The following is a 23,432-nucleotide window of genomic DNA, read 5'->3' on the forward strand; positions in this document are numbered from 1 at the left end:
TCAGTCGATCAACACCAGCGTCAGCGCGGGCCATACCGAGACCAGCAAAAGGATCAGCAGCGCCGCCAGAAGGAAAGGTGCGAGCGGTTTCATGATGCTCATCGGTTTGCAGTCCGACACCTGCGCGGTGACGTAAAGCGCGGTGCCGACCGGCGGAGTCAAAAGGCCGATCACGAGGTTGAGGCAGACGGCCACACCGAAATGGAACGGGTCGATCCCATAGCTCAGCATGGCGATCGGCAGCATGATCGGCACCACCAGGATCAGCGCCGCGATGGCGTCGATCACGGTCCCCACCAGCAACAGCATCACGTTCAGCAGCAGCATGAACACGATCGGATTCTCGGTCAGCGTCACCAGATAGGCCGCCAGGTTCTGCGGAATCTTCTCGTAGACGATGATCCAGCCGAACACGTTGGCGGTGGCGACCAGGAACAGCACCATCGACGAGCTGGCCAGCAGGCGCACCAACATGCCCGGAATGTGTGACGGATCGAATTCGCGGTGGAAGACCCAGCCGACGATGATCGCGGCGACAGACGCGACGGCGGCGGATTCGGTCGGCGTGGCGATGCCGCCCGCGATCCCGCCGATGATGACCACCGGGATGGACAGCGACGGCAACGCCCGCAGGATGTGGGAAAGCGCCATGCCCCGCGAATGCCTGGCTTCCTTGGGGTAAGCATAGAAGAAGCCCAGGATAACGACAACGAGGATGAAAGCAGCCCCCATCAGCAGGCCCGGAAAAATCCCGGCGATGAACATGTCGCCGATGCTGATCTGCGCCAGAACCCCGTAGATCACGAACAGCATCGATGGCGGGATGATCGGCGACATCAGACCGCCCGCCGCCGTCACGGCGGCAGCGAAATTCCGGTCATAGCCGCGCTTGACCATCTCGGGTACCATGACATGCCCCATCACCGCGATCTGCGCATTGGTCGAGCCGATGATGGCGGCCATGAACATGTTGGCGACAAGGTTGATATAGGCCAGCCCGCCGCGCAGCGACCCGACAAAGACGCTGGCAAAGTTGACCAGACGCCTGGTGATGCCGCCTTCGTTCATCAGCTCGCCCACCAGCATGAAGAGCGGGATCGCCAGCAGCCCGTATTTCTCCAGCCCACCATACAATTGTTGCGGATAGGACAGGAACAGCACGTCGTTGCCGCTGGCCCAAATGTAGATCATCGCGGTGATCGCCAGCACCAGCGCGATGGGCACGCCGGCAAACAGCAGCAGGCCGAAGGAAAGCGGGACCATTACGCGACCTCCCGATCGGACCCCAGCGGGTCGGTTTCAGGGCCGCCGAAAGCGGTCTGAGCCAGGTTGTTCAGCGCATGAACGAACGCGCCGACGGCAAAAATCGGAACGATGAGCCAGAGCCAGAATTTCGGCACGCCCAATGTCGTGCTGACTTCGGAATAGATGAAATTGAAGGTCGCGCCGGAAAACGCGCCGGTATCGAAGCCATGCCGGGCCAGCGTGATGGGATCGAACCAGTTCCAGGCCAGGGCGAACAGGACGCAAAAGAACACCAGCACGGCCAGGTCCGTTGCGATCAGGAGCGCGCGCGCCACAGGGCCGCGCAGCATGTCGGGCACAAAGGTGACGGCGACGCTCTGGCGATGGTGGATTGCCGCCGAAGCGCCGAGGAAGGTCATCCAGACCATCGACGTTATCGCCGCCTCGTCCACCCAGAACAGCGCCTTGGCAAAGCTGCGGGTGACGACGTTGAGCAGGATCAGCGCCGTCGTGACCGCACCGAGCGCGGCGCCGATCAACACTTCGATCCGGGCGATGCCGGCACTCAATTTACGCAGTATTTCCATGACGCCTGTCCCATCGACCGGTCGGAAGTTTACCCCGACCGGCCTTCTACCAGATTGCGGTTCAGAATGCAGCCGCTTCGGCGCGCAGCGCGTCGATCACGTCTTTCTGATCGGCCCAGACTTCTTCCCAGTGTGACGTGACATCGCCGAAAAACGCCGGGTCAACCTTGCGCACTTCGATGCCAGTCTCTTCGATCTGTGCGATCAGCTTCGGTTCGGCCTCGACGTAGTGATCCATCAGATCGGACAGGGCCGCACGCATGTGTTCGCGGACCATCTGCTTGTCCTCATCGGAAAGGTCCGCCCAGACCCGCCCGGACACCAGCCCGACCATCGGGAACATCGCGTGGTTGGTCAGCAAAAGATGATCGGCGCGTTCGTAGAACTTGAAGTTCACGACCAGCTCGGCGTCGATGTCCATTGCGTCCACTTGGCCGTTGGCCAGCGCGTCGTAGACATCGGGCAACGGCATTGGCGTGGGCGCAATACCCAGCAGGTCGTAGAAATCGCGGAACGGCTTGAACGGTGTGATCCGCATTTTCAGGCCTTCGAGATCGCCGAGGTTCTCGACCGGCGCGGTCGCCATCATCTGCCGCATGGCGGCCAGACCGTAGCCGATGCCGACGACGCCCATCGCCTGCGGAAGCCGGTCAAGCAATGCCTGCGTGGTGTCGCCCTTGAGTATCTTGGCTGCTTCGCCCGTGTCCTCGACAAGGAACGGCGTGTAGAGCGCGCCGAAGGCCGGGATACGGTTTGACACGTCGGCAATGGTCAGAAAGGCGAAATCCAGAGCGCCGGTCTGCAACTGCTGGACCATCTGTTCCTCGCTGCCCAATTGGCCGGCGGGGAACACCTCGACGCTGTGCGCGCCGCCCGATGCCTCGGCAAGATCCGCGGCAAAGGCGCGCGCGGCCTCGTTCCAGGCATGGCCCGACGGCACGATCGTGCCCAGTCGGAAATCCTTGGCCTCGGCGATGCCGACGCTCGAAAGGCCCAGTGTCAGGGCCGTCAGGGCTGCTTTTGAAAAGCGGCTGAAAGTCATTATCTTCCTCCTCCAGAATTCGTTTCAGATGCTGTGGGCATGTTCAGTGCATGACAGAGCCGCCGTCGATCACGGTGACTTCGCCGGTCATGAATGCGGCATCGTCCGAGACCAGGAACAGCAGCGGGCCGACGAGGTCTTGGGGCAGTTGATCGCGCTTGATCGCGCGGCTGGCCATCACCGGTGCACTCAGCTTTTCCAAGAGCTCGGGGCTGGCGACGACCTGTTCGGACAGCACCAGGCCGGGGGCCAGCGTGTTGACGGTGATCCCGTCCTCGCCCACTTCGCGCGCCAGGGCGCGGGTCATGGCAATCACGGCGCCTTTCGAGGTCACGTAATGCAGGAAATTCGGCGTGCCCTTGTAGGCGGTGCCCGACGCGATGTTGACGATGCGTCCGTATTTCCCGGCACGCATATGCGGCACGACGGCGCGGGCGCACAGGAACGGGCCCTTGACGTTGACCGCCATCAGCTTGTCCCATTCCTCGGGCGATATGTCCTCGAACGGCTTGGCGCGCAGCGAGGCCCAGATGGCCGCGTTGTTGATCAGAATATCAACGCCGCCCCATTTCGCGACGGTTGCGTCGACCATCGCCGCGACGCTGCTTTCGTCGCTAACATCAGTCTGCATGAAGTCCGCGGTGCCGCCCTGGGCCGAGATCCGCGATGCGGTGGGGTTTCCGTCGAGAATGTCGGCGATCATCACCTTGGCGCCTTCATCCGCAAGCGCCTGAGCATAGACGGCACCGATGCCCTGGGCCGCCCCTGTGATAATCGCAACTTTTCCGTCAAGCCGAGGCATCTGCCGCTCCTTTCGCATGAGCTTCCGGCAAACTACGGACCGCAAGCGTTAAAGAACAATAATCAATACTTAATATGTCTATCATGAACCGCTATGGCATATCCGTGATCATGGATTGCCGATCCCGGGCGCGTGCGCCATCCTATGGGACAGACGCAAATGCACCGGAGGCGGCGACGTCTTATGTCCGATCACGCTTTCTGGCAATATTCGCTGGACAGATATGGCCGCAAGGGCGTGCCGGAAATTTGCCTGTCGCTTCAGGACGAACGTGGCGCGGATGTGAACCTCGCGCTGTTCGCGCTGTGGCTGGCACAGGAGGGCCGCAGCCTTGGCCCGGACGCCGCCGAAAAATGCGTGGCCGCAGTGCGCGACTGGCACGGTTCGGTCGTGGTGCCGATGCGTGGCGTGCGCCGCTGGCTGAAGGATCGCGATGTCGAGGACACGGCGGCGCGGGACCGCCTGCGGGACGCCGTCAAGACCTGGGAAATCGAGGCGGAACGGATGGAGCAGGACATGCTGTTCCGGCTGATCCGCGACGGTTCGCTGGCGCTTGGTCGCGATGCGCGACCGGTTGCGGCACGCATGGCGGCCAACCTGGCGGCGGTCGGTGTGGTCCGCGCCCCGCAGGTGAACCGGCTTATCGAGCTGTGCCTTTGACGTCGCCATCCTTCCAGCGCCGCACCGTGCCGGTATCAAGGTCGAACTGGTCCAGCACGCGCCCGACGCTGTGGTCGATCATCTCGGCCAGCGAGGCGGGGTTGGCGTAGAAGGCCGGCACCGGCGGCGCGATCACAGCGCCGATTTCGGCAAGGGTTGTCAGGGTTCGCAGGTGGCCCAGATGCAGCGGCGTCTCGCGCACCATCAGCACCAGCCTGCGCCGTTCCTTCAGCACCACATCCGCGGCCCGCGTCAGCAGCGTCGAGGTCACGCCACCCGCGATCTCGGATGCGGACCTTATGGTGCAGGGCGCCACGACCATCCCAAGCGTCTTGAACGATCCGCTGGATATTGCCGCGCCGATGTCCTCCTGCTTGTACCAGACATCGACCAACGCCTTTATGTCGGCGATCTTGCGGTCGGTTTCGTGTGCGATGGTGATCTCGGCAGAGCGGGACATCACCAGATGCGTCTCGACGGGCATGTCGCGCAGAATCTCAAGCAGCCGGATGCCATAGATGACACCCGAAGCTCCGGATATTCCGACGATCAGGCGCGGCGCTGACGAAACCATGTCGATGATCCTCCCTTGACCCTGCGTGGCGTCCTTGACCCTGCGTGGCGTCCGGCGGCGTCGAAAGCAAGAAAGGCGTCGTGATACGGGGGATCACGACGCCCTATATGCCCCGAAAACGCCATCAGCCCACGAGATTGCCGAGGGAATATGAAAACTCGATGATGTCCTCGCGGATCTCGTCGATCAGGATCTGGGCCGCAGCGCTCAGCGGTCGGCTGGGATTGATCTGGTAGACAAGCCGCCGCGAGATCGCGGGCCGGATCGGATAGGCCTTGAGACGTCCGGACCTGAGCGCCCAATTGACCGCGATGGGCGGCAGGATCGTGACGTAATCGGTCGCGCAGACGAAATCCTCGATCAGCTTCATCTCGTCGAATTCCATGGACGGGGACAATGCCAGCCCTTCGCCATTCGCGGCCCGGTCGATGATCGTGCGCAGGCCATGCCGCTGCGACGGGATCACCAGTTTCATCGTTTCGATATCCTCAAGCCGCAGTCCCGCCTTGCCAGTGATCGGCGTGTCCGGCGCGGCGATCAGGCAGAAATCCTCCTTGACGATGTCCACGATGCGCGGATCCTGTTTGAGCGGCGGCATGTTGATGATCGCTAGGTCGATCCGCGACATGCGCAACTGGTCCTGAAGCTCGCCGGTATAGCCGCCCGTCACCTTCACGCTGACATCCGGGTACTTCACGGTGAATCTCTGCAGGGTTTCGCCAAGCGCGTTGTTGGCGGCGGAACTGACCACCCCGATGGAAACCGTACCGCGCACCGGCCCGCCGTCGCCCGATAGCGCATTCAGGGCGGTATCGAGATCGCGGGTGATCCTGACAAAATGTTCATAGGCCTCGATACCCGCCTGGGTCGGGATCATGCCCTTGGGTGCGCGGGTAAACAGCGGCTGCCCGATCTCCGCCTCCAGCTTCTGAAGCTGCTGGCTGAGTGCCGGTTGCACGACATTCAGCCGTCGCGACGCCCCGGTCAGCGACCCTTCTTCGTAGATCGCCAGCAGATACTGCATCTGTCTCAATTCCATCGCACTTGACCTTCAGTTTCGGATCCGCACTGCCCCATCACGAAACGCTATCGCTGAGATTAGCCAATATTAATGGTTTTGATTGCTCCGGGGCAATAGCGTCTGGCTGCCAATTGGGAGTATGAACATGAGCCGAAAACCGACTGCGCCGGGTTCCCGCCGGGACATGCATCTGCGGCAATGGCTCGGCCATCTGGAAACCACCGACCGGCTTGCCGTGACGAAAACCGGGCGAAAGCTGGCCTTTGAAATCGCGGGTCTGGCCAACCGGCATGACGGCAGCCGCGCCCTTGTCGCCCCTGCCCCCGATGGTCATGCCGACGGGGTCGTCATATCGGGCCTGCTGTCGCGCCGCGAATGGATGGCCGAGGCGCTTGGGGTCGAGCCAGGCGCGTTGCTGTCGGCCTTCGAGGAAGCGGCGCAGTCGCCACTGCCCGTGAACGAGGTAAAGGCCGCACCATGTCAGGAGGTCGTGCACAAGCGCGACATCGACCTGACCGCGCTGCTGCCCATCCCGACCCATAATGAACATGACAGCGGTGCCTATATCACCGCCGGCCTGATGATCTGTCGCAACCCGCGCACCGGCATCCAGAACGTCGCCATACACCGCCTGCAGGTCTCCGGCCCGCGCGAGTTGGGCGCGCTGCTGCTGCCCCGGCACACGCTGAGTTTCTTTACCACCGCCGAGGAAGCGGGCGATGATCTGGAGGTTGCGATCGTCATCGGCGCATCGCCTGCCTGTCTGTTGGCGTCGCAAGCCATCGTGCCGATGGATTTCGACGAGTTGACCGTCGCCGGTGCGCTTGGCGGTGCGCCGCTAGATGTGGTGCGCGGTATTTCGGTCGACCTGTTCGTGCCCGCGCAAAGCGAGATCGTGATCGAAGGACGCTGCCGCGCCAACCTGCGCCGCCCCGAAGGCCCGTTTGGCGAATTCCCGCAATATTACGGCGAACGCGCCGACCGTCATGTGATCGAGGTGAGCTGTGTGACCACACGGCAAAAGCCGCTGTTCCACACCATCGTCGGCGGAGGGCTGGAACACCTGATCCTGGGCGGTATCCCCCGCGAGGCGACGATCCTGAAGACCCTTCAGGATATGTTTCCCTGCGTGCGCGATGTCCACCTCGCCCCCGGCGGGACGTGCCGCTATCACCTTTACATCAAGATCAAGGCCAGCCACGCGGGCGAGGCCAAGAATGTCCTTCTAGGTGCGTTCGCCGCGCATTACGACATCAAGCATGCCATCGTCGTCGACGAGGATGTCGATATCCATGACCCCGAAATGGTCGAATGGGCGGTGGCCACCCGGTTCCAGGCGGATCGCGATCTTGTTGTCATATCAGGTTCGCAGGGCTCCAAGCTGGACCCGTCCTCCGACAATGGTTTCGGGGCCAAGATGGGACTGGATGCCACGGTGCCGCTCGACGCACCTGAATTCCGGTTCAAGCGAATTCGCGTGCCGGGCGAACAGGAGCTTGATCTGGACGCGGTGATCGACCCTGACGCCACACTCGCATCCCTGCTCGGATCCTGAGCGATTGCCCGCAGGCCAGAAGCACTTAGGAGAAAGACATGACAACGACTGACCTGATCGCGCGGCACATGATCGGCGGCTCCTATTCGGACGCGGGCGACAAGACCGCGTCGATCAACCCGGCGACCGGGGCGGTCGTGGGGCATGTCCGGGCCGAGGGTGCTGCGCAGGCGACAGCCGCCATTGCCGCCGCGCGGGCCGCATTCGACACCACGCTCTGGCCGCAATCACCCCGCGACCGGCAGATGCCCCTGCTGCGGTGGGCCGACGCGCTGGAGGCCGATCTCGCACGCCTTGCGGAATTGCTCACGTTGACCAATGGCAAACCGCTTGGCGCATCCAAGGGGGAATTGGGCGCGGCGATTTCGGAGATCCGTTACTATGCGGGCCTGACCCGCCACAATCCCGGCCACGCGATGGAAGTGGCGCCCGGCGAGTTTTCGGTGATGCTGCGCGAGCCGGCCGGGGTCGCGGGCATCATCGTGCCGTGGAACGCACCCGCCGTGCTGCTGATCCGGTCGCTCGCTCCGGCGCTGGCGGTGGGCTGCACGACGGTGACGAAACCCGCGCCGCAAACGGCGTTGTTCACCGCGGCCTGCATGGCCCCGCTGTTCGAGGATGCCGCCATCCCCGCAGGCGTGGTCAATGTGGTGTTCGAGGTCGGTCATGAAGCGGCGCAAACGCTGGTCACATCGTCCGATGTCGATGTCATCAGCTTTACCGGCTCGAACGCGGTCGGCCAGCGGATCATGGCGGACGCCGCGCCGACGATGAAGAAACTGTCGCTGGAACTGGGCGGCAAATCCTGCTGCATCGTGCTGGAAGATGCCGACATCGGCGCGGTGGCACCGAAACTTGCCGCCGCGGCCACGATCATCTCGGGCCAGCAATGCACCGCGGCGCGTCGGGTTCTGGTGCACGAATCCCGGCTTGATGCAGCGAAAAGCGCGCTTTCCGCCGCGCTTCAGGCTGTCTCCATCGGCGACGGCATGTCGGACGGCACGGCGATGGGGCCGCTGATCGATATCCAGTCGCGCGACCGGGTCATGCGTGATTGCGAAACGGTCTATGATACCGCCGACGAGGTCGTGCTGCGCGGCGGCCCGCTCGACGGTCCGAAGGGCAGCGCGTTCATGTCGCCGGCGCTGGTCGTGCATGGCGATCCGAACGCCGGTTTCGTACAGGACGAGATTTTCGGCCCGCTTGTGGTGCTTGAGACGTTCCGAGACGAGGCGGATGCGGTGGCAAGGGCAAACAACACCGTCTTCGGCCTGTCCGCATCTGTCTGGACCCATCGCGGCGATGCGTCATGGCGGCTGGCGCGCGCCCTGCGCAATGGCACCGTCTGGATCAACGACCACAACAGGCTTTTCGCCGAAGCCGAAACCGGCGGCTTTCGCCGTTCGGGCCTGGGCAGATTGCACGGTTTCGACGGTCTGCTTGATTTCTGCGAGCTCAAGCACGTTTACCAGAACGTCGGTGTCTTCGGTCACTGAGCGACCCGCCGGGCGCATTCAACCTTGATTCGCAGGTGTTTTGGCGCATATTATGTGGCCAGAACGTAAAGCGAGAAAGCGAGGAGCGCGTTACCGCCGCCTGATGTCCAACGCCCTGAGGATCAGAACCGGAAAATTCGGCCGTGTAGCGCTGCTCGACATGGATCGTCCACTTGTGCGTCACGCCCACCCGCATTGCCATGTCCTGCTCAAGGTCGAGGGTGCCGATACGAGTTTTCTCGTCGGTGACGAGGTTGTGCCGCTGACCGACGAAAGCGCGGTTCTGATCAACGCATGGACGCCGCATGCCTATGTGCATCGGCCCAATGCCCCGCGCACGATCATCCTTGCCCTCTATATCGAACCTTCTTGGCTGGCCGAGTTCCGTTCCAACTGGGTCGCCAGCGCCGGGTCCGGGTTCTTTGACAGAACCGTCGATGCGATCACGCCGCAGATCCGCAAGCAGGCCATGACACTTACCGCGAGCATGGTGCATGCCCCAACCGCCATCGCCGATCATGAGACGCAGCTGGGCGACCTGATGGTGTCGGTGATCGAACGGTTTACCGAATGGCGGTCAGTCGGGCCAAGCTTGCGCGACGCGGCGCAAAGCCAGGCCATCGACTGGCGCGTGTCCAAGGCGATCAGCAAGCTGCACAAGGTTGCCGGAGAGGTGTCGGACATCGACAGCCTCGCGCAGACCGCTGGCATGAGCCGCGCGAATTTCTTCCGGGTCTTCGAACGCTCGACCGGCGTGACGCCACGGGTGTTTTCCAACATGATCCGGCTGGAACGGGCGGTGAGCGCCGTGGTTTCGTCGGACCTCAGCTTCGGTGCGCTGTCCGATCAGCTGGGATTTACCGCACAGGCGCATTTCACCCGATTCTTCCGCGATCATACCGGCGTACCGCCCAGCAGCTTCCGGTCGATCTCGCGGCTTGGGGATACTTCTGATTTCCTCCGTATTTGAGACTCCTCGGTAAATTCTGCGACCCTTGGCAATCGGTTTCATCAATACCGCCCTCTAGTGTCCTGCCACGCCGCTTGACGGTTTGGGAGGAGAGGACGCATGCCAGAGGACGGGCTGCATCAGACGATGTTGCGGGTGGAAGACGCCCCGCTTCTGACCGGGCGCGGCCAGTTCTTTGACGATCTGCCGACGCCGCACGGAACCTTGCATGCCGCGATCCTGCGCAGCCCCCATGCGCACGCAAGGATCACCGACATTTCGACCGATGCCGCCCGCAGGTTGGCAGGCGTTCACGCGGTCCTGACGGGCGAGGATTACGCAAGCGTCGCATCGCCGCTGATGGTCGGGGTCAAGCTGCCCATCGAATGCTGGCCGATCGCGCAGGACAAGGTGCGTTATGTGGGCGAGCCGGTCGCGGTGGTTCTGGCCGAGGATCGCTACCTCGCCGAGGACGCGCTCGACCTCATCGACGTCAGCTATGACACGCTCGCCCCTGTCATTGACCCGCTGAAGGCCCTCGCGGACGACGCGCCGGTCCTGCATGACGAGATGGGCGGCAACCTTGGCGCCGACCGCCATTTTTCCTATGGCGATCCCGACGGCGCCTTTGCCGAGGCCGACCATGTTGTCGAGATTTCGGTGCGCTATCCACGCAATTCCTGCACGCCCATCGAAACTTACGGCGTGCTGACCCGCTGGGATCCGCACACGCGGTCCTATGATATCACCTCGAATTTTCAGGGGCCGTTCTCGATCCATCCGGTGATCGCGCGGGCGCTGAACGTGCATGGCAACCGTCTGCGACTGCGCACGCCCGAGGATTCCGGCGGCAGCTTCGGTATCAAGCAGGGCGTGTTTCCCTATATCGCGCTTCTGTCCGCCTGTGCGCGGCTGGCCGACCGTCCCGTCAAGTGGGTCGAGGACCGGCTCGAGCATCTCACCGCCTCGGTGTCTGCCACAAATCGCGCCATCACACTGCGCGCGGCGGTTACGGCAAAGGGGCGCGTGACCGCTCTCGACTACGATCAGGTCGAGGATGTCGGCGCCTATCTGCGGGCGCCGGAGCCGGCGACGCTCTACCGCATGCACGGCAACCTCTGCGGTGCCTATGACATCGCCAACCTGCGCGTGCGCAACCGCATCGTCATGACGAACAAGACGCCGACAGGGCTGAACCGCGGGTTCGGCGGCCCGCAGATCTATTTCGCGCTGGAACGGCTGATGCAGCGTATCGCCGTCGAGCAGGGTCTCGATCCGGTGAATGTTGCCCGCGACAACCTGATCCCCAGGGGTGCCTTTCCCTACCGCACCGCCAGCGGTGCTACCTACGATTCGGGCGATTATCAAAAAGCCTTCGACGCGGCGTTGAAGGACGGCCGCTATGACGCGCTGTGCCAAAGGCGCGACGCGGCCCGCGCCGAGGGACGGCTTTACGGCATCGGCCTTGCCGTGGCGGTGGAGCCGTCGGTGTCGAACATGGGATACCTTTCGACCGCCCTGACGCCTGCGGAACGGGCCAAGGCGGGGCCGAAGAACGGCGCGCAATCCTGCGCGACCATCGCCATCGACCCGGTCGGCAGCATCACGGTGCAGATCGATTCCGTGCCCCAGGGCCAGGGCCACAAGACCATCGCCGCCAGCATCGTCGCCGAACGGTTCGGGCTGGAGCCGGGCGCGATCACGGTCGTGGCGGCGATGGACACCGGCAAGGACGCCTGGTCCATCGCCGCCGGGAACTATTCCAGCCGGTTTGCCGCCGCCTCCGCCGGGGCGGTGCGCATCGCCGCCGACCGCCTGCGCGACCGGATCGCCGCAATTGCCGCAAGCCAGCTCAACGCGCGGCCCGAAGATATCGAATTCGGGAACGGCAAGGTTTTCATCGCGTCCAACCCGGAGGCCGCGCTCGCCTTTGCCCGCGTCGCCTCGACCGGGCACTGGGCGCCCGGCACCCTGCCCGAAGGCATCGCCGCGCCGATGCGCGAGACCGCGATCTGGACGGCGCCGGAACTGACCGCCCCGACCGAAGAGGACGGGATCAACTCGTCGCTGTGCCACGCGTTCATCTTCGATTTCTGCGGGGTGGAGATCGACCCCGTGACCCATGAAGCCCGCGTCGACCACTACGTCACGATGCACGACTGCGGCACCATCCTGCACGAAGGTATGGTCGAGGGGCAGATCCGCGGTGCGTTCGCCCAGGCGGTCGGAGCGGCGCTTTACGAGGAATACGCCTATGACGACGACGGCGCGTTCCTGGCGGGCACCCTAGCCGATTACCCGGTGCCCACGGTGCATGAAATCCCTGACCTGGCGATATTGCATACCTGCACGCCCTCGCCGCTGACGCCGCTGGGGGCCAAGGGCGTGGGCGAGGGCAATTGCATGTCCACGCCGGTCTGCATCGCCAATGCCGTCGCCGATGCGCTGGCACCGGCTTGCGGCAATGTCGATGTCACCCTGCCGCTTTCGCCTGCGCGTATCGCGTCGTATCTGCCGGACGAACCCGCAGCACCCGAAGGCATTGCGCTGCCACGGCCCAGCGCCGGCAAGGGGCTGTCCGGTGAGGGCGAGGCGCGCGTCGGTGCCGCACCGCAGCAGATATGGGATCTGCTGATGGACGCAGACCAACTCGCCGCGATCATCCCCGGCGCACATGGCGTCAAGCGCCTGTCGCCAACCCGCTTTCTGGCCGATGTCACGTTGGGCGTCGGGCCGGTCAAGGGGCGCTACCGGGTGCAGGTCGGGCTATCGGATCTGGACGCGCCCAACAGCGCCACCTTGACCGGCAAGGCCGGCGGCGCGCTTGGCACCGGCGAGGGGTCGGGCCGGGTCACGCTGACACCGGACGGATCGGGCGGCACGGTGATCGGCTACAGCTATGACGTCGCTGTCGGTGGCAAGGTCGCATCCGTGGGTGGGCGGCTGCTGGACGGTGCTGCGAAAATCGTCATTGGCCAGTTTTTTGCCGCCCTCGGACGAAGGGCCGGAGACGCACCACAGCCCGACGGCATCATCGCCCGCATGCGCGGCTGGATCGGGGGGAGGCGATGAAACCCGCCGCTTTCGATTATGTCCGCTGCGAAACGCTCGACGAAGCCTGCGAAGTCATCGCGCAAACCGGTGACGACGCCCGCATCCTTGCCGGGGGTCAGTCGCTGGTGGCGATGCTGAACATGCGGCTTGCCACGCCGGCGGTCCTGGTCGATGTCATGCCGGCCCCGGACGCGCGGAAAGTCGCGGCGGAAAATGGCACGCTGAAAATCTCTGCCGCTGTCCGGCAAGCGAGCCTGTTGGACGATCCCGACCTGACCTGGCGCAACCCGCTGCTTGCGAAAATGCTGCCTTGGGTCGGCCACCCCCAGACCCGTGCGCGCGGCACGATCTGCGGCTCGGTCGCCCATGCCGATCCTTCCGCCGAGATTCCGCTGGCCCTGGCCGCGCTGGACGGCACGGTGATCCTGCGGCGCGGGCGCAAGCGGCGCAGCGTGAAGGCGGCCGACTTTTTCCTCGGTATGATGCTGACCGACAAGGCCGATGACGAAATGATCGAGGCGGTGACTTTTGCCGATGTCCAGCAAGGCACCGGCACGGGATTTGCCGAGCTCGGCCGCCGCAAGGGCGATTTCGCCATCGTCGCCTGCGCCGCGTTGGTTTCGCCCAAGCGCGTCCGCCTTGCCGTCGGCGGCGTCAACGACACGCCGTTTGTCAGGGATTGGGACAACCTCTCGCCGCAGGACGAAGCCGAGGCGCTCAACGCGCTCGCCTGGTCGCTCGATGCGCGGGGCGACCTGCATGCAACCGCCCGCTATCGCCGTGATCTGGTGCGCCATCTGGGCGCGCAGGCACTCAAGGAGGCCCGCACATGCGCCGATTGACCGCCACCGAAAGGTACCTCGTCCGCTTTACCCTGAATGGCAAGCCCGCCGAGGGCACAGCCCACCCGCGCATGTTGCTCAGCGATTTCCTGCGTGGCGTCCAGGGTGCGACAGGCACCCATGTCGGCTGCGAACATGGTGTCTGCGGCGCCTGCACGGTTCGGATCGACGGCGCGATGGCACGCAGTTGCCTTACATTCGCGGTCCAGATCGAAGGCGCCGAGATCGACACGGTCGAGGCTCTGGCCCCTGCCCCCGCCAGATTGTCCGTCCTGCAGGACGCCTTTCGCAAACATCACGCGCTGCAATGCGGCTTTTGCACCCCCGGCATCCTGATGTCGCTCGACACGTTGCTCGCAACCGAACCGCAGGCCGACGCGGAACGCATCCGCGACGTTCTGTCGGGGCATCTGTGCCGCTGTACCGGATACCAACCGATCGTCGCTGCCGCACTGGACGCAGCACAAACCCTCAGGGAGGTGACAGACAATGCTTGACCTAGGTCGTTCCCTGATCGCAAGTGCTGCCCGCGATCCGGATGCGCTGGCAATTGTCGATGGCGATGTACGTCTGAGTTATGCCAATTGGCTGCGCCAGATTTCGGCGATTGTCCAAGGCCTTGCGGACATGGGCCTGCGCCATGGCGACCGGTTGGTGACGGCGATGCAGAACAACCATGCCGCCGCGAGCATCCACTGGGCCTGCCAAATGGCCGGTATCACGATCGTTCCGGTGAACTGGCGGGCGACAGCCGACGAAATCACATTCTTTACCGAGAACAGCGACGCCCGCGCCATTGCCTGCGACGGATCGAGCGTGGATGCCGTGCGTGCGGCAGCAACAGATCTGCCGTGCCTGACATACGAAACCAATGTCGACGGCGCGGTCAGGTTCGAGGATGTCGTCGCCGGTTCGGCACCGGACGCAAGCCCAAAGGCCAGCGCCGACGATTGGTCCATCATGCTTTATACCAGCGGCACCACCGCCCGGCCCAAAGGCGTGCCGCGCCGCCACCGTGCCGAACGGGCGGGGGCATTGGCGCATGTGGCGCAGAATCTGATGCCGATGAACGACGCAACGCTTGGGGTCATGCCGCTTTATCATACCATGGGGGTGCGTTCGCTTCTGGCGATGACATTGCTGAACGGCACCTTCGTCTGCCTGCCCCGGTTCAACTGTGCCGATGCGCTGGGGCTGATCTTCGATGAACGGATCGGAAGCCTGTATCTGGTTCCGACACTCTATCACGACCTTCTCGAACACCCCGACTTTGCGTCAACGGACCTTTCCGCTGTCAAACGTCTGGGGTTTGCCGGGGCGTCGATGACGGACGGGTTGCTCAAACGGGTTCAGGCCGCGTTTCAGCCGGAGCTTTTCGTTAATCATTACGGCTCGTCCGAGATCTACACCTTCTCGATCGAACAGGACGCCGTGTCCAAACCCGGCTCGGCGGGCAAGGCGGGACTCAATCAGGATTTGCGTGTCGTCAGGATGGGCGCGGGCGATCCCGCTGCCGTGATGACACAGGGCGAAGAGGGCGAGATCATCGCGACGCTTGCCGGAGACGAAGCGTTTGAAGGCTACTGGCAACGCCCGGACGCGAACGAAAAATCGCTTAAGGGCGGCTGGTACTTTACCGGCGATTGCGGGCATTTCGACGCCGAGGGCGATCTGTACGTGACGGGCCGCGTCGACGACATGATCATCACCGGTGGCGAAAACGTGTCGCCCGTCGAGGTGGAAAGCTGCCTGTCGATGCACCCGGCGGTCGAGGATTGCGCCGCCGTGGGTCTGCCCGATGAACGCTGGGGCAAGATCGTCACCGCCTTTGTCAAACGCCGCCACGCCGTGAGCACCGAGGAACTGGACGCGCATTGCCGCGACTCGGCATTGGCCAATTTCAAACGGCCCCGCCGGATCATTTTCGTGTCCGAGCTTCCCAAATCGCCGGTCGGCAAATTGCTGCGCCGGGAACTGGTGGCCGGAAATTACACCCCCGAACCCGAAGAGACCGCGGCCGGATAAGGCCGCCTGCTAGGAGAAGACGACCCATGACAAACCCCTATTCCGACCGACCGCTGCTGTCCAAACTCGACGGATTCCGCATCGAGGTGGACGCCGAAGCCGAACGCGGCGACATCGTTCTGGAACGCGCCCCGATGAACGTGATCTCGATGGATCAGCGCGATCAACTGCGCGCGGCGTTCGAGGCGCTGGATGCCGATGACGCGGTGCGAGTCATCGTGTTGCGGGCGGAGGGTGAGCATTTTTCGTCAGGTGGCTATATTCACGGCTTCCTCGATGCATCGCCTGAACATGTCAGCCAACTGGCCGACAATGTCGCGGCCCCCTGGCGCTGCGCCAAGCCGGTGATCGCGGCGAACAAGGGCTACACTTTCGGCGTCGGTTTCGAAATCTCGCTGGCCTGCGATTTCCGCATCGCCGCCAAATCCACCTTCTATGCGCTGCCCGAGCAGAAGCTGGGCCAGATCCCCGGCTCGGGCGGCTCGGCGCGGTTGCAGGCGCTGATCGGGCTGGCACGCACCAAGGACGTGGTCATGCGCTCGCGCCGGATCTCCGGCCAGCAGGCCTTTGACTGGGGGATCGCGGTCGAGCTGGTCGAGGATGACAAGCTGGAGGAAGCGACCGCCAGGCTGGTGAACGAGCTGCGCAGCTTTTCACCGATGGCGCAACGCACCGCGAAGAAGCTGCTCAACGACAGCGAAAACGCGACCGTGGCCACCGGCATCGAACTCGAAGGCCACTGCTACAGCCGCCTTCGCCAATCCGAAGATTTCGCCGAAGGCGTCAAGGCCTTTCACGAAAAGCGCAAACCGACATTCGTCGGCCGCTGAACAAACCAAAGGGAGGAATAACAGTGTCTATCAAGGGGTTTTTGCAGACTGCCGCAGTTGCGGCACTTGTCGCGGGGTCGGCCACGGCCCAGGACGGGCCGATCCGCGTCGGCGTGGTGACGCCGATTTCGGGCACCTATGCCGGGATCGGCCAGCAGGTCAGCTGGGGGCTCGACCTCGCTGCGGAGGAGATCAACGCGTCGGGTGGCATCATGGGTCGCCAGATCGAACTGATCTACGAGGACAGTGAGGCGAACCCGGCGGTCGCCGTGCAGAAGGCTGAAAAGCTGATGACCGCCGAGGATGTCGATTTCCTGACCGGCACCGTCAATTCCGGTGCCACGCTCGCGGTCGGCCAGGTGGCCGAGCGCGCAGGCAAGCTGCTGGCAACGACGGTGTCGTTCTCCGATGCCATCACAGGCGAGAAATGTTCGCCCAACGTGTTCCGCGTCAACGCGCGGGCAGGCCAACAATCGGCGGCCCTCGCCGCCTGGGTCGAAAGCGAGAAGCCGGGCGCCAAGGTGTTCTACCTCGGCCCAGACTACGAGATGGGCCGCTCGACCGTGGCCGCGTTCAAGAGCAACGCCGAACAGGTCGGCGCGGAATCGACGGGCGAGGTTTTCGCGCCGCTCGATTCCAAGGATTACAGCCAGTATTTCGGTCGTATCCGCGCCGCCCAGCCTGAAGTCCTCTATACTTCGGTCGCGGGCAACGACACCGTGCGCCTGTTCACGCAGATGCAGGATTTCGGTGTACGTGACGGTCTGACTATCCTCGGCGCGTCCGGCACCGTGACCAGCCAGAACATCGACGCCATTGGCGCCGCCGCCGAAGGGTTCATTACCGGGGTCGGCTATTCGACCCTGATCGACAGCCCGGAAAACAAGGCGTTCGTCGAGGCATTCAACGCTCGCAACGGGGCCGACCCGGACCTTTACGGCGCCGACAGCTATGGCCTGCTCTTTGCCTACAAGAAGGCGGTCGAAGCAGCGGGCGGCACCGGCACGGACGAGGTGCGCGCGGCGCTCGAAGGGCTTGAATGGGACACGCCCCAGGGCGTCAAGACGATCCGCGCGGGCGACCATCAGGCGATCCAGCCGATGTACGTGGTGCAGATCAAGGACGGCGCGTTCACCATCGCCCATACCATCGACGGCGATGCCGCCATCGGCCCGGACACATGTGAACGCTTCTAGGCAAACCGCGGAGAGAGCAAATGGCAGAGTATCTGCATTTCGTTCTGGCTCCGCAGATGCTCAACGGCCTGGCGCTCGGGGTCTCCGTGATCCTCGTGGCGCTGGGTCTGACGATCATCTTCGGTTTGCTGGATGTCATCAACATGAGCCACGGCGAATTCTATGCCGTGGGTGCCTATGGCGCGCTGGCGCTGGCCGCCTTCGGCGTCAACTACTGGGTGCTGATGGCGATGGTTCCGCTGATGATGATCCCGCTGGGGATCGTCACGGAACGCTACCTGATCCGGCGCGTCTATGACGGCGCGGACCGGCATGTCTCGACCCTGCTGCTGACCTTCGGTCTGGGGCTCATTGCCGAGGATGTGCTGAAGATCGTCTTCGGTCCGAACACGCAGCGGCCCGAGAACCCGCTGCCCGGTGCGACCGACCTGATGGGCATCTTCATTCCCACCTACCGGCTGTTCCTGATCGCCATCGGCGCCGCCGTCATCCTTGCCGTGGCCTTTGTCGTCTATCGCACACGGCTTGGTGCGATCGTGCGCGCGGCCTCTTTCGACCGCAACATGGCGGCCAGCCTCGGCGTGCGCGTCGGCTGGGTCTATTCCGGCGCGTTCGCCTTTGGCGTGGCGCTGGCGGGTCTGGCGGGCGTGCTGCTGGCGCCGATCTATTCGGTGTTCCCGACAATGGGGCGCGATTTCATCCTGATCGCCTTCACGGTCGTGATCGTCGGCGGCATGGGGTCGATCTGGGGCGCTGTGGTCGCGGGAATCGTGCTGACACAGATTCAGGCGATTTCCAGCCTCGTCATCTCGCCGGTCTGGTCCGAACCTATCGTGTTCGGTGTCATGGTACTGGTGTTGATGTTCCGCCCGCAGGGCCTGTTCGGAAGGATCGGCCATGCATGACCGTCTGGATATTTCGATGCGGGCCAACCACATCTTCCTTGCCGCCCTACTGGGAATCGTCGTGATCGGCACCGTTTTCGCTGCCGCAACAGGCGACGTATTCTATCTGCGCCTTGCGACCGAGGCGCTGATCCTGGGCGGTCTTGCCTTGTCGGTTGATATCCTGCTGGGCTTTGGCGGATTGCTGAGCCTTGGCCAAGCGCTCTATTTCGGGGTCGGTGCCTATGTGTCGGCGCTGGTACTGCGCGATGTGCCGTCCTTCTGGCTCGCCCTTGGCACTGCGACCGCAGCGTCGCTTGTCGCGGGTATCATTGGCGGGCTCATCGCCAACCGGGTGCGCGGGGTCTACTTTGCGCTCATCACCTTCGGCCTGGCGCAGGTCGTCGCCAAGATGGTCTACAACACCCGCGAGCTGGGCGCGTCCGACGGCCTGATCGGCGTGCCCGTGCTCGACATCCCGCTGGGGTTCGTAACCATCTCGGCGGCCAATCCGGTCGCGTTTTTCCTGCTGACGCTGGCGATCATCACCATCCTCTACGGCGCGATCGCCTATCTTCTGACCACGCCCTTCGGCCGGCTGGTCATCGCCAACAAGGCAAACGAAAAGCGTGTCCCGTTCTTGGGCTATTCCACCTGGTGGCCGCGCATGGTGTCATATGTCCTGGCGGCGCTGGTCGCAGGCATTTCCGGGGCGCTCTACCCGATGCTGCGCGGGTTCGTATCGCCCGAGCTGATGTTCTTTGCCACCTCGGGCAACGCAGTGATCATGGTCATTCTCGGCGGCGTCGGGACGCTGGCGGGTGCGCTTTACGGTGCAATGATCTTGACCTTCCTGAAATCCGTCGTCGGCAGTTACACCGAACACCACCTGATCGTCATTGGCCTGATTTTTATCTGCGCGATCCTGTTCCTGCCCAAGGGGCTGATCGGATTGGTCAAACCCTGGCTTGAAACTCGCCTGCGCAACAATGAACTGCGCCGCGCACCAAACGGGGAAAATCCACGAGGGAGAACGCCATGACTCCGATCCTGCAAACCGACAGCCTGGGCATATCCTTTGGCGGGCTCAAGGCGGTCGATGCCATCTCCTTCGATGCCCTGCCAAATCAGATCACGACCGTGATCGGGCCAAACGGCGCGGGCAAGACGACGCTGTTCAACCTGATTTCCGGTGCGCTGAAACCGGGCAGCGGCAAGGTCTTTCTCGACGGTCGCAACGTCACCCGCGCCGCCCCGGCCGAGGTGCAGCGCACGGGCCTCGCGCGGTCATTCCAGATCACCAACCTGTTCTTCGAAATGACGGTGCGCGAGAACCTCAGGCTTGCCGCGCAGGTGCTGGAACCACCGTCGCATCTGATGCGCCCGCTGCGCCGCACCGGGCGCGCGGCAAACAAGGTCGACGAGCTGATCGCGCGTTTCGAATTGCACGACAAGGTCCACGAACAGGTCGGTTATCTCAGCCATGGCGAACAGCGCCGGCTGGAGATCGCGATGTGCCTCGCGTGCGAACCCAAGGTGCTGATGCTGGACGAGCCGACCCAGGGGATGAGCCACGCCGACACTGAAGAGACCGAGGCGCTGATCCGCGGTCTGACGGATCACGTGTCGATCCTGCTGATCGAACATGACATCGGGATCGTCATGGCGGTGTCTGACCACGTCATCGTGATGCACCAGGGCCAGAAGATCGCCGATGGCACCCCAACCGAGGTGCGCGCAAATCCCGCCGTTCAGGCGGCCTACTTCGGACATGGATGAGCCAATGCTGAACATCGAGAACCTTCACAGCCACTACGGCCTCAGCCACGTGATCCAAGGCATCTCGCTCCAGGTCGGGCGCGGGGAAATTCTGGGCGTGTTCGGGCGCAACGGCGTCGGCAAGACGACGCTGCTCAAGAATATCGCGGGCTGGGTGAAACCCAGCTCCGGCACGATCCGGCTGGACGGCCAAAAGATCGGCGGCAGTGAACCCGACGCGATCAACCGCACCGGTCTTGCCATCATCCCCGAGGACCGGCGCATCTTTCCGGGTCTGACGGTGCAGGAAAACCTCGAACTGGGACTCATGGGACTCAAGGGCTCGAAACCGCGCTCGAAGCTCGATCCGGTTCTCGAACGTTTTCCGCGCCTGGCAGAGCGGTTCCGCCAACCGGCAACGACCCTCTCGGGCGGCGAGCAACAGATGCTCGCCATGGCCCGCATCATGGTGGCCGAACCACGCGCCGTGCTGATCGACGAGCCGTCAGAGGGGCTGGCCCCGATGATCGTCGCCGAGATATTCGCGATCCTGCGCGAGATGAAGGACGCGGGCTGCGCGATCGTGCTGGTCGAACAGAACATCCACGAGGCGCTGTCGATCTGCGACCGCTTCGTTCTGATCGAACGCGGTGCCATCGTCTTTGAGGGCAACGCCGGGGAAAAGGCCGCAGAGGAAGAGCTCCTTCAGCGACTTTCGGTCTGATCTGCCCCATCGGCTCCGAACGCTTCAATCACCTGCCGCAAAGCGTTCAACAGCTATCGGTCGCGCCGGGCGATTTTAGGGTCTGGAAATGAGCAATAGGACGACGGATGCCGCGCTAGACCTGAATGCCGGATTTGCTTGGGTTCCTGCACCCTAAGCCGAAGCCGTGCAGTTTTTCGGTGTCTGGACAACTGATGAAATCCGACACGACGGTCAAACCTTCCTCTAACACTGGACCCTCACATGCTATGTCTCCGTCGGCACCGATGACATACCGCGCGCGAAGCAATTCACTCGGCGTTCCAGCCTGCTCTTGGGTTCGAGATGGAGGAAGATTCGGAGGGCCTGAGCTGCGCGCTTCCCGAGCGTTCGGGCCAGCCTGCCGTTTTGCCCGACTTCTAGGTCAAAACGCCCTTCGACGGACGCCCGGCATTGGCCGACCTCAACGCGATGATCGCGTTCCGCGACGCCTATGGGCCCAATTTCTACGTGGGCTATCTTCTTGACGCCCATGGCAACAAGAACCCGCTGTTTTCCCACGAGCCCGGACGAGATGGGTAAGCCGCCATTCGGGCATGGATGACGAAGGCTCAGTTTGTCCCGCATTGCCACCATTTATGCCGCCAGCCTTTCCGCCTTCAGTTCGGCAAAGGTCTCACCAGTCACGACCAGCACGGCATTGGCACCTGTGAACTGCTGCCAGCGCTCGATGGCCACATCGACGTAAACCGGGTTCAACTCGATCCCAAAGCATACCCGTCCGGTGGTTTCCGCCGCGATCAGCGTGGTGCCGGATCCCATGAAGGGTTCAAACACGGCCTGACCCGGGCTGGAATTGTTCAGGATTGGGCGCCGCATGCATTCGACTGGCTTTTGGGTGCCATGCACGGTGGCGGCGTCCTGGTCCCGATTGGCGATCTGCCACAGCGTCGTCTGCTTCCGGTCCCCGGCCCAGTGACCCTTGCCGGTTTTCTTGACCGCATACCAGCACGGTTCATGTTGCCAGTGATAGTCGCCGCGGCTGAGCACAAGACGCTCCTTGGCCCAGATGATTTGCGACCGGACAGTGAAACCCGCCGCGACCAGGCTTACCGCCACGGTGGCTGCGTGCAATGCACCGTGCCAGACATAGGCGACGTCGCCCGGAAACAGTGCCCAAGCTTCGCGCCAGTCGGCGCGATCATCATTCAGCACCTTGCCGCTGCGCTTTGTCCTGGCGGCACCCGCCTGGTTGCGCCAGCTTGGATCATACTCCACGCCATAGGGTGGATCAGTCACCATCAGGAGCGGGCGCACGTCCCCCAGAAGCCGACCAACCACATCGGCGGATGTGCTGTCGCCGCATATCAGCCGGTGCGATCCAAGCTGCCAGAGGTCGCCCGCCACCGACACCGGCGTAATCGGCGGGTCCGGAATGTCATCCTCGCCCTCGACGGATCCCTCCAGCGCATCAGGATCGCGCAGCAGGGCGTCCAGGTCTTCGTCGGCGATCCCGAGCAGCGACAGATCGAAATCCTCGGCCAGCAGCCCCGCGATTTCTTCGCGCAGCATCGCCTCGTCCCACTCGCCAAGTTCGGTCAGTTTGTTGTCAGCTATGCGGTAGGCCCGGCGCTCGGCCTCGTCCAAGTGGCTGAGCCGGATCACCGGAACGTCCTTCAGTCCCAGCATGGCGGCCGCCAGTACCCGGCCATGCCCGGCGATCAGCTCGCCATCATCGGCGACCATGCAGGGCACGGTCCAGCCGAACTTAGCCATGCTGGCCGCGATCTTGGCCACCTGGTCCGTGCCGTGGATCTTGGCGTTGTGGGCATAGGGGCGAAGCCGGTCGAGAGGCCAAGTCTCGATCTCGCCTGGCGCGAAGACAAGGTCCATGGGAAGGGTCTCTGATCTGGGGCAGGGCGGCCGGACGTACGCTCGGCCGTGAGGGCCAGCGGCAGGATCAGGGTCCGCGATGTCGGGAAATGAAACGCGCCCGCGAGGGGGCCCCTCCGGGCGCAAATCTTCGATGATCAAGGGGTAGGTCAAGGGGGGCAGTTTTGTCAAACGAAAAATACACTGGGATTCAATGACTTCGCAGCGGGTGGCTTTCGCTGGCTGGCTTGCGGCAAGGTGGCTTCCGCAAAGTGGATTCCTTGGATTCCGCAAAAGAATCCATCACGCCAAGGTCGTGATTCCGCAAGCCTTTGAT

22 protein-coding genes are annotated in these 23,432 nt (G+C 63.5%); 15 read left to right on the forward strand and 7 right to left on the reverse strand.

What is annotated here, in order from left to right; all coding sequences use genetic code 11:
* From VR71_RS18760 to VR71_RS18775, 4 genes are all read right to left on the reverse strand, one after another.
* A complete protein-coding gene (locus tag VR71_RS18760) occupies positions 1-1,263 on the reverse strand; it encodes a TRAP transporter large permease (RefSeq protein ID WP_045686143.1) in 1,263 nt (420 codons plus the stop codon).
* On the reverse strand, positions 1,263-1,832 hold the full coding sequence (locus VR71_RS18765) for a TRAP transporter small permease (protein ID WP_296430595.1): 570 nt from the start codon (positions 1,830-1,832) through the stop codon (positions 1,263-1,265). Before VR71_RS18765 ends, VR71_RS18760 begins: the two co-directional genes overlap by 1 nt.
* Before the next feature lie 61 nt (positions 1,833-1,893).
* On the reverse strand, positions 1,894-2,874 hold the full coding sequence (locus tag VR71_RS18770; RefSeq protein ID WP_045686144.1) for a TRAP transporter substrate-binding protein: 981 nt from the start codon (positions 2,872-2,874) through the stop codon (positions 1,894-1,896).
* 43 nt (positions 2,875-2,917) lie between these two features.
* Positions 2,918-3,676, reverse strand: a complete 759-nt coding sequence (locus VR71_RS18775) for an SDR family NAD(P)-dependent oxidoreductase (protein ID WP_012187095.1) — start codon at positions 3,674-3,676, stop codon at positions 2,918-2,920.
* Between the two features lie 183 nt (positions 3,677-3,859).
* On the opposite strand from VR71_RS18775, the gene VR71_RS18780 reads away from it, so the two are divergent.
* Positions 3,860-4,336 (forward strand): TIGR02444 family protein, encoded by a 477-nt coding sequence (locus VR71_RS18780; RefSeq protein WP_296430596.1) that lies wholly within the window; start codon positions 3,860-3,862, stop codon positions 4,334-4,336.
* Here VR71_RS18780 and VR71_RS18790 read toward each other — a convergent pair.
* On the reverse strand, positions 4,317-4,910 hold the full coding sequence (locus VR71_RS18790) for a UbiX family flavin prenyltransferase (RefSeq protein ID WP_045686145.1): 594 nt from the start codon (positions 4,908-4,910) through the stop codon (positions 4,317-4,319). The genes VR71_RS18780 and VR71_RS18790 overlap by 20 nt on opposite strands.
* Positions 4,911-5,034: 124 nt before the next feature.
* Positions 5,035-5,949 (reverse strand): LysR family transcriptional regulator, encoded by a 915-nt coding sequence (locus VR71_RS18795; protein ID WP_045686146.1) that lies wholly within the window; start codon positions 5,947-5,949, stop codon positions 5,035-5,037.
* Positions 5,950-6,076: 127 nt separating this feature from the next.
* Between VR71_RS18795 and VR71_RS18800 the strand changes: the two genes are divergently transcribed.
* From VR71_RS18800 to VR71_RS25590, 14 genes are all read left to right on the forward strand, one after another.
* Positions 6,077-7,486: a UbiD family decarboxylase gene (locus VR71_RS18800; RefSeq protein WP_045686201.1), complete on the forward strand. Its 1,410-nt coding sequence runs from the start codon at positions 6,077-6,079 to the stop codon at positions 7,484-7,486.
* Positions 7,487-7,524: 38 nt separating this feature from the next.
* Positions 7,525-8,982 carry an aldehyde dehydrogenase family protein gene (locus tag VR71_RS18805; RefSeq protein WP_045686147.1) on the forward strand — a complete coding sequence of 486 codons (1,458 nt, stop codon included), beginning with the start codon at positions 7,525-7,527 and terminating at the stop codon, positions 8,980-8,982.
* A gap of 160 nt (positions 8,983-9,142) precedes the next feature.
* Positions 9,143-9,952, forward strand: a complete 810-nt coding sequence (locus tag VR71_RS18810) for an AraC family transcriptional regulator (RefSeq protein ID WP_296430598.1) — start codon at positions 9,143-9,145, stop codon at positions 9,950-9,952.
* A gap of 99 nt (positions 9,953-10,051) precedes the next feature.
* Positions 10,052-13,003, forward strand: a complete 2,952-nt coding sequence (locus VR71_RS18815; RefSeq protein ID WP_045686149.1) for a molybdopterin cofactor-binding domain-containing protein — start codon at positions 10,052-10,054, stop codon at positions 13,001-13,003.
* A complete protein-coding gene (locus tag VR71_RS18820) occupies positions 13,000-13,827 on the forward strand; it encodes an FAD binding domain-containing protein (RefSeq protein WP_045686150.1) in 828 nt (275 codons plus the stop codon). Before VR71_RS18815 ends, VR71_RS18820 begins: the two co-directional genes overlap by 4 nt.
* Positions 13,815-14,324, forward strand: a complete 510-nt coding sequence (locus VR71_RS18825; protein WP_045686151.1) for a (2Fe-2S)-binding protein — start codon at positions 13,815-13,817, stop codon at positions 14,322-14,324. The genes VR71_RS18820 and VR71_RS18825 overlap by 13 nt, the downstream gene beginning before the upstream one ends.
* The gene (locus VR71_RS18830) at positions 14,317-15,852 is read left to right on the forward strand and encodes an AMP-binding protein (protein ID WP_045686152.1); all 1,536 of its coding nucleotides are present in this window, start codon (positions 14,317-14,319) and stop codon (positions 15,850-15,852) included. The genes VR71_RS18825 and VR71_RS18830 overlap by 8 nt, the downstream gene beginning before the upstream one ends.
* A gap of 26 nt (positions 15,853-15,878) precedes the next feature.
* A complete protein-coding gene (locus tag VR71_RS18835; protein ID WP_045686153.1) occupies positions 15,879-16,682 on the forward strand; it encodes an enoyl-CoA hydratase/isomerase family protein in 804 nt (267 codons plus the stop codon).
* A gap of 23 nt (positions 16,683-16,705) precedes the next feature.
* Complete coding sequence (locus VR71_RS18840; RefSeq protein WP_296430600.1) at positions 16,706-17,878, forward strand: ABC transporter substrate-binding protein; 1,173 nt, start codon at positions 16,706-16,708, stop codon at positions 17,876-17,878.
* 20 nt (positions 17,879-17,898) lie between these two features.
* Entirely contained in the window at positions 17,899-18,783 is an 885-nt protein-coding gene (locus VR71_RS18845) for a branched-chain amino acid ABC transporter permease (protein WP_045686154.1), read from the forward strand.
* Entirely contained in the window at positions 18,776-19,804 is a 1,029-nt protein-coding gene (locus tag VR71_RS18850) for a branched-chain amino acid ABC transporter permease (RefSeq protein ID WP_045686155.1), read from the forward strand. The genes VR71_RS18845 and VR71_RS18850 overlap by 8 nt, the downstream gene beginning before the upstream one ends.
* Positions 19,801-20,541 carry an ABC transporter ATP-binding protein gene (locus tag VR71_RS18855; protein ID WP_045686156.1) on the forward strand — a complete coding sequence of 247 codons (741 nt, stop codon included), beginning with the start codon at positions 19,801-19,803 and terminating at the stop codon, positions 20,539-20,541. Before VR71_RS18850 ends, VR71_RS18855 begins: the two co-directional genes overlap by 4 nt.
* 4 nt (positions 20,542-20,545) lie before the next feature.
* Complete coding sequence (locus VR71_RS18860) at positions 20,546-21,244, forward strand: ABC transporter ATP-binding protein (RefSeq protein WP_045686203.1); 699 nt, start codon at positions 20,546-20,548, stop codon at positions 21,242-21,244.
* Positions 21,245-21,676: 432 nt separating this feature from the next.
* Positions 21,677-21,805: a hypothetical protein gene (locus tag VR71_RS25590; protein ID WP_367118663.1), complete on the forward strand. Its 129-nt coding sequence runs from the start codon at positions 21,677-21,679 to the stop codon at positions 21,803-21,805.
* A gap of 54 nt (positions 21,806-21,859) precedes the next feature.
* Here the strand turns inward: VR71_RS25590 and VR71_RS18870 are convergent, their stop codons facing one another.
* Positions 21,860-23,116, reverse strand: coding sequence for a site-specific DNA-methyltransferase (locus tag VR71_RS18870; RefSeq protein WP_045686157.1), 1,257 nt, complete (start codon positions 23,114-23,116; stop codon positions 21,860-21,862).
* Between the last annotated feature and the right edge of the window lie 316 nt (positions 23,117-23,432).

The organism is Roseovarius sp. BRH_c41 (assembly GCF_000961715.1).
In the GTDB taxonomy this organism is placed as follows: Bacteria; Pseudomonadota; Alphaproteobacteria; order Rhodobacterales; family Rhodobacteraceae; genus Roseovarius.

Excerpts from the sequence above, each read along its gene's own strand:
- VR71_RS18760 (WP_045686143.1), bottom strand. The coding sequence starts at position 1,263 with ATGGTCCCGCTTTCCTTCGGCCTGCTGCTGTTTGCCGGCGTGCCCATC.
- VR71_RS18765 (WP_296430595.1), bottom strand. The coding sequence starts at position 1,832 with ATGGAAATACTGCGTAAATTGAGTGCCGGCATCGCCCGGATCGAAGTG.
- VR71_RS18770 (WP_045686144.1), bottom strand. The coding sequence starts at position 2,874 with ATGACTTTCAGCCGCTTTTCAAAAGCAGCCCTGACGGCCCTGACACTG.
- VR71_RS18775 (WP_012187095.1), bottom strand. The coding sequence starts at position 3,676 with ATGCCTCGGCTTGACGGAAAAGTTGCGATTATCACAGGGGCGGCCCAG.
- VR71_RS18780 (WP_296430596.1), top strand. The coding sequence starts at position 3,860 with ATGTCCGATCACGCTTTCTGGCAATATTCGCTGGACAGATATGGCCGC.
- VR71_RS18790 (WP_045686145.1), bottom strand. The coding sequence starts at position 4,910 with ATGGTTTCGTCAGCGCCGCGCCTGATCGTCGGAATATCCGGAGCTTCG.
- VR71_RS18795 (WP_045686146.1), bottom strand. The coding sequence starts at position 5,949 with ATGGAATTGAGACAGATGCAGTATCTGCTGGCGATCTACGAAGAAGGG.
- VR71_RS18800 (WP_045686201.1), top strand. The coding sequence starts at position 6,077 with ATGAGCCGAAAACCGACTGCGCCGGGTTCCCGCCGGGACATGCATCTG.
- VR71_RS18805 (WP_045686147.1), top strand. The coding sequence starts at position 7,525 with ATGACAACGACTGACCTGATCGCGCGGCACATGATCGGCGGCTCCTAT.
- VR71_RS18810 (WP_296430598.1), top strand. The coding sequence starts at position 9,143 with ATGGATCGTCCACTTGTGCGTCACGCCCACCCGCATTGCCATGTCCTG.
- VR71_RS18815 (WP_045686149.1), top strand. The coding sequence starts at position 10,052 with ATGCCAGAGGACGGGCTGCATCAGACGATGTTGCGGGTGGAAGACGCC.
- VR71_RS18820 (WP_045686150.1), top strand. The coding sequence starts at position 13,000 with ATGAAACCCGCCGCTTTCGATTATGTCCGCTGCGAAACGCTCGACGAA.
- VR71_RS18825 (WP_045686151.1), top strand. The coding sequence starts at position 13,815 with ATGCGCCGATTGACCGCCACCGAAAGGTACCTCGTCCGCTTTACCCTG.
- VR71_RS18830 (WP_045686152.1), top strand. The coding sequence starts at position 14,317 with ATGCTTGACCTAGGTCGTTCCCTGATCGCAAGTGCTGCCCGCGATCCG.
- VR71_RS18835 (WP_045686153.1), top strand. The coding sequence starts at position 15,879 with ATGACAAACCCCTATTCCGACCGACCGCTGCTGTCCAAACTCGACGGA.
- VR71_RS18845 (WP_045686154.1), top strand. The coding sequence starts at position 17,899 with ATGGCAGAGTATCTGCATTTCGTTCTGGCTCCGCAGATGCTCAACGGC.
- VR71_RS18850 (WP_045686155.1), top strand. The coding sequence starts at position 18,776 with ATGCATGACCGTCTGGATATTTCGATGCGGGCCAACCACATCTTCCTT.
- VR71_RS18855 (WP_045686156.1), top strand. The coding sequence starts at position 19,801 with ATGACTCCGATCCTGCAAACCGACAGCCTGGGCATATCCTTTGGCGGG.
- VR71_RS18860 (WP_045686203.1), top strand. The coding sequence starts at position 20,546 with ATGCTGAACATCGAGAACCTTCACAGCCACTACGGCCTCAGCCACGTG.
- VR71_RS18870 (WP_045686157.1), bottom strand. The coding sequence starts at position 23,116 with ATGGACCTTGTCTTCGCGCCAGGCGAGATCGAGACTTGGCCTCTCGAC.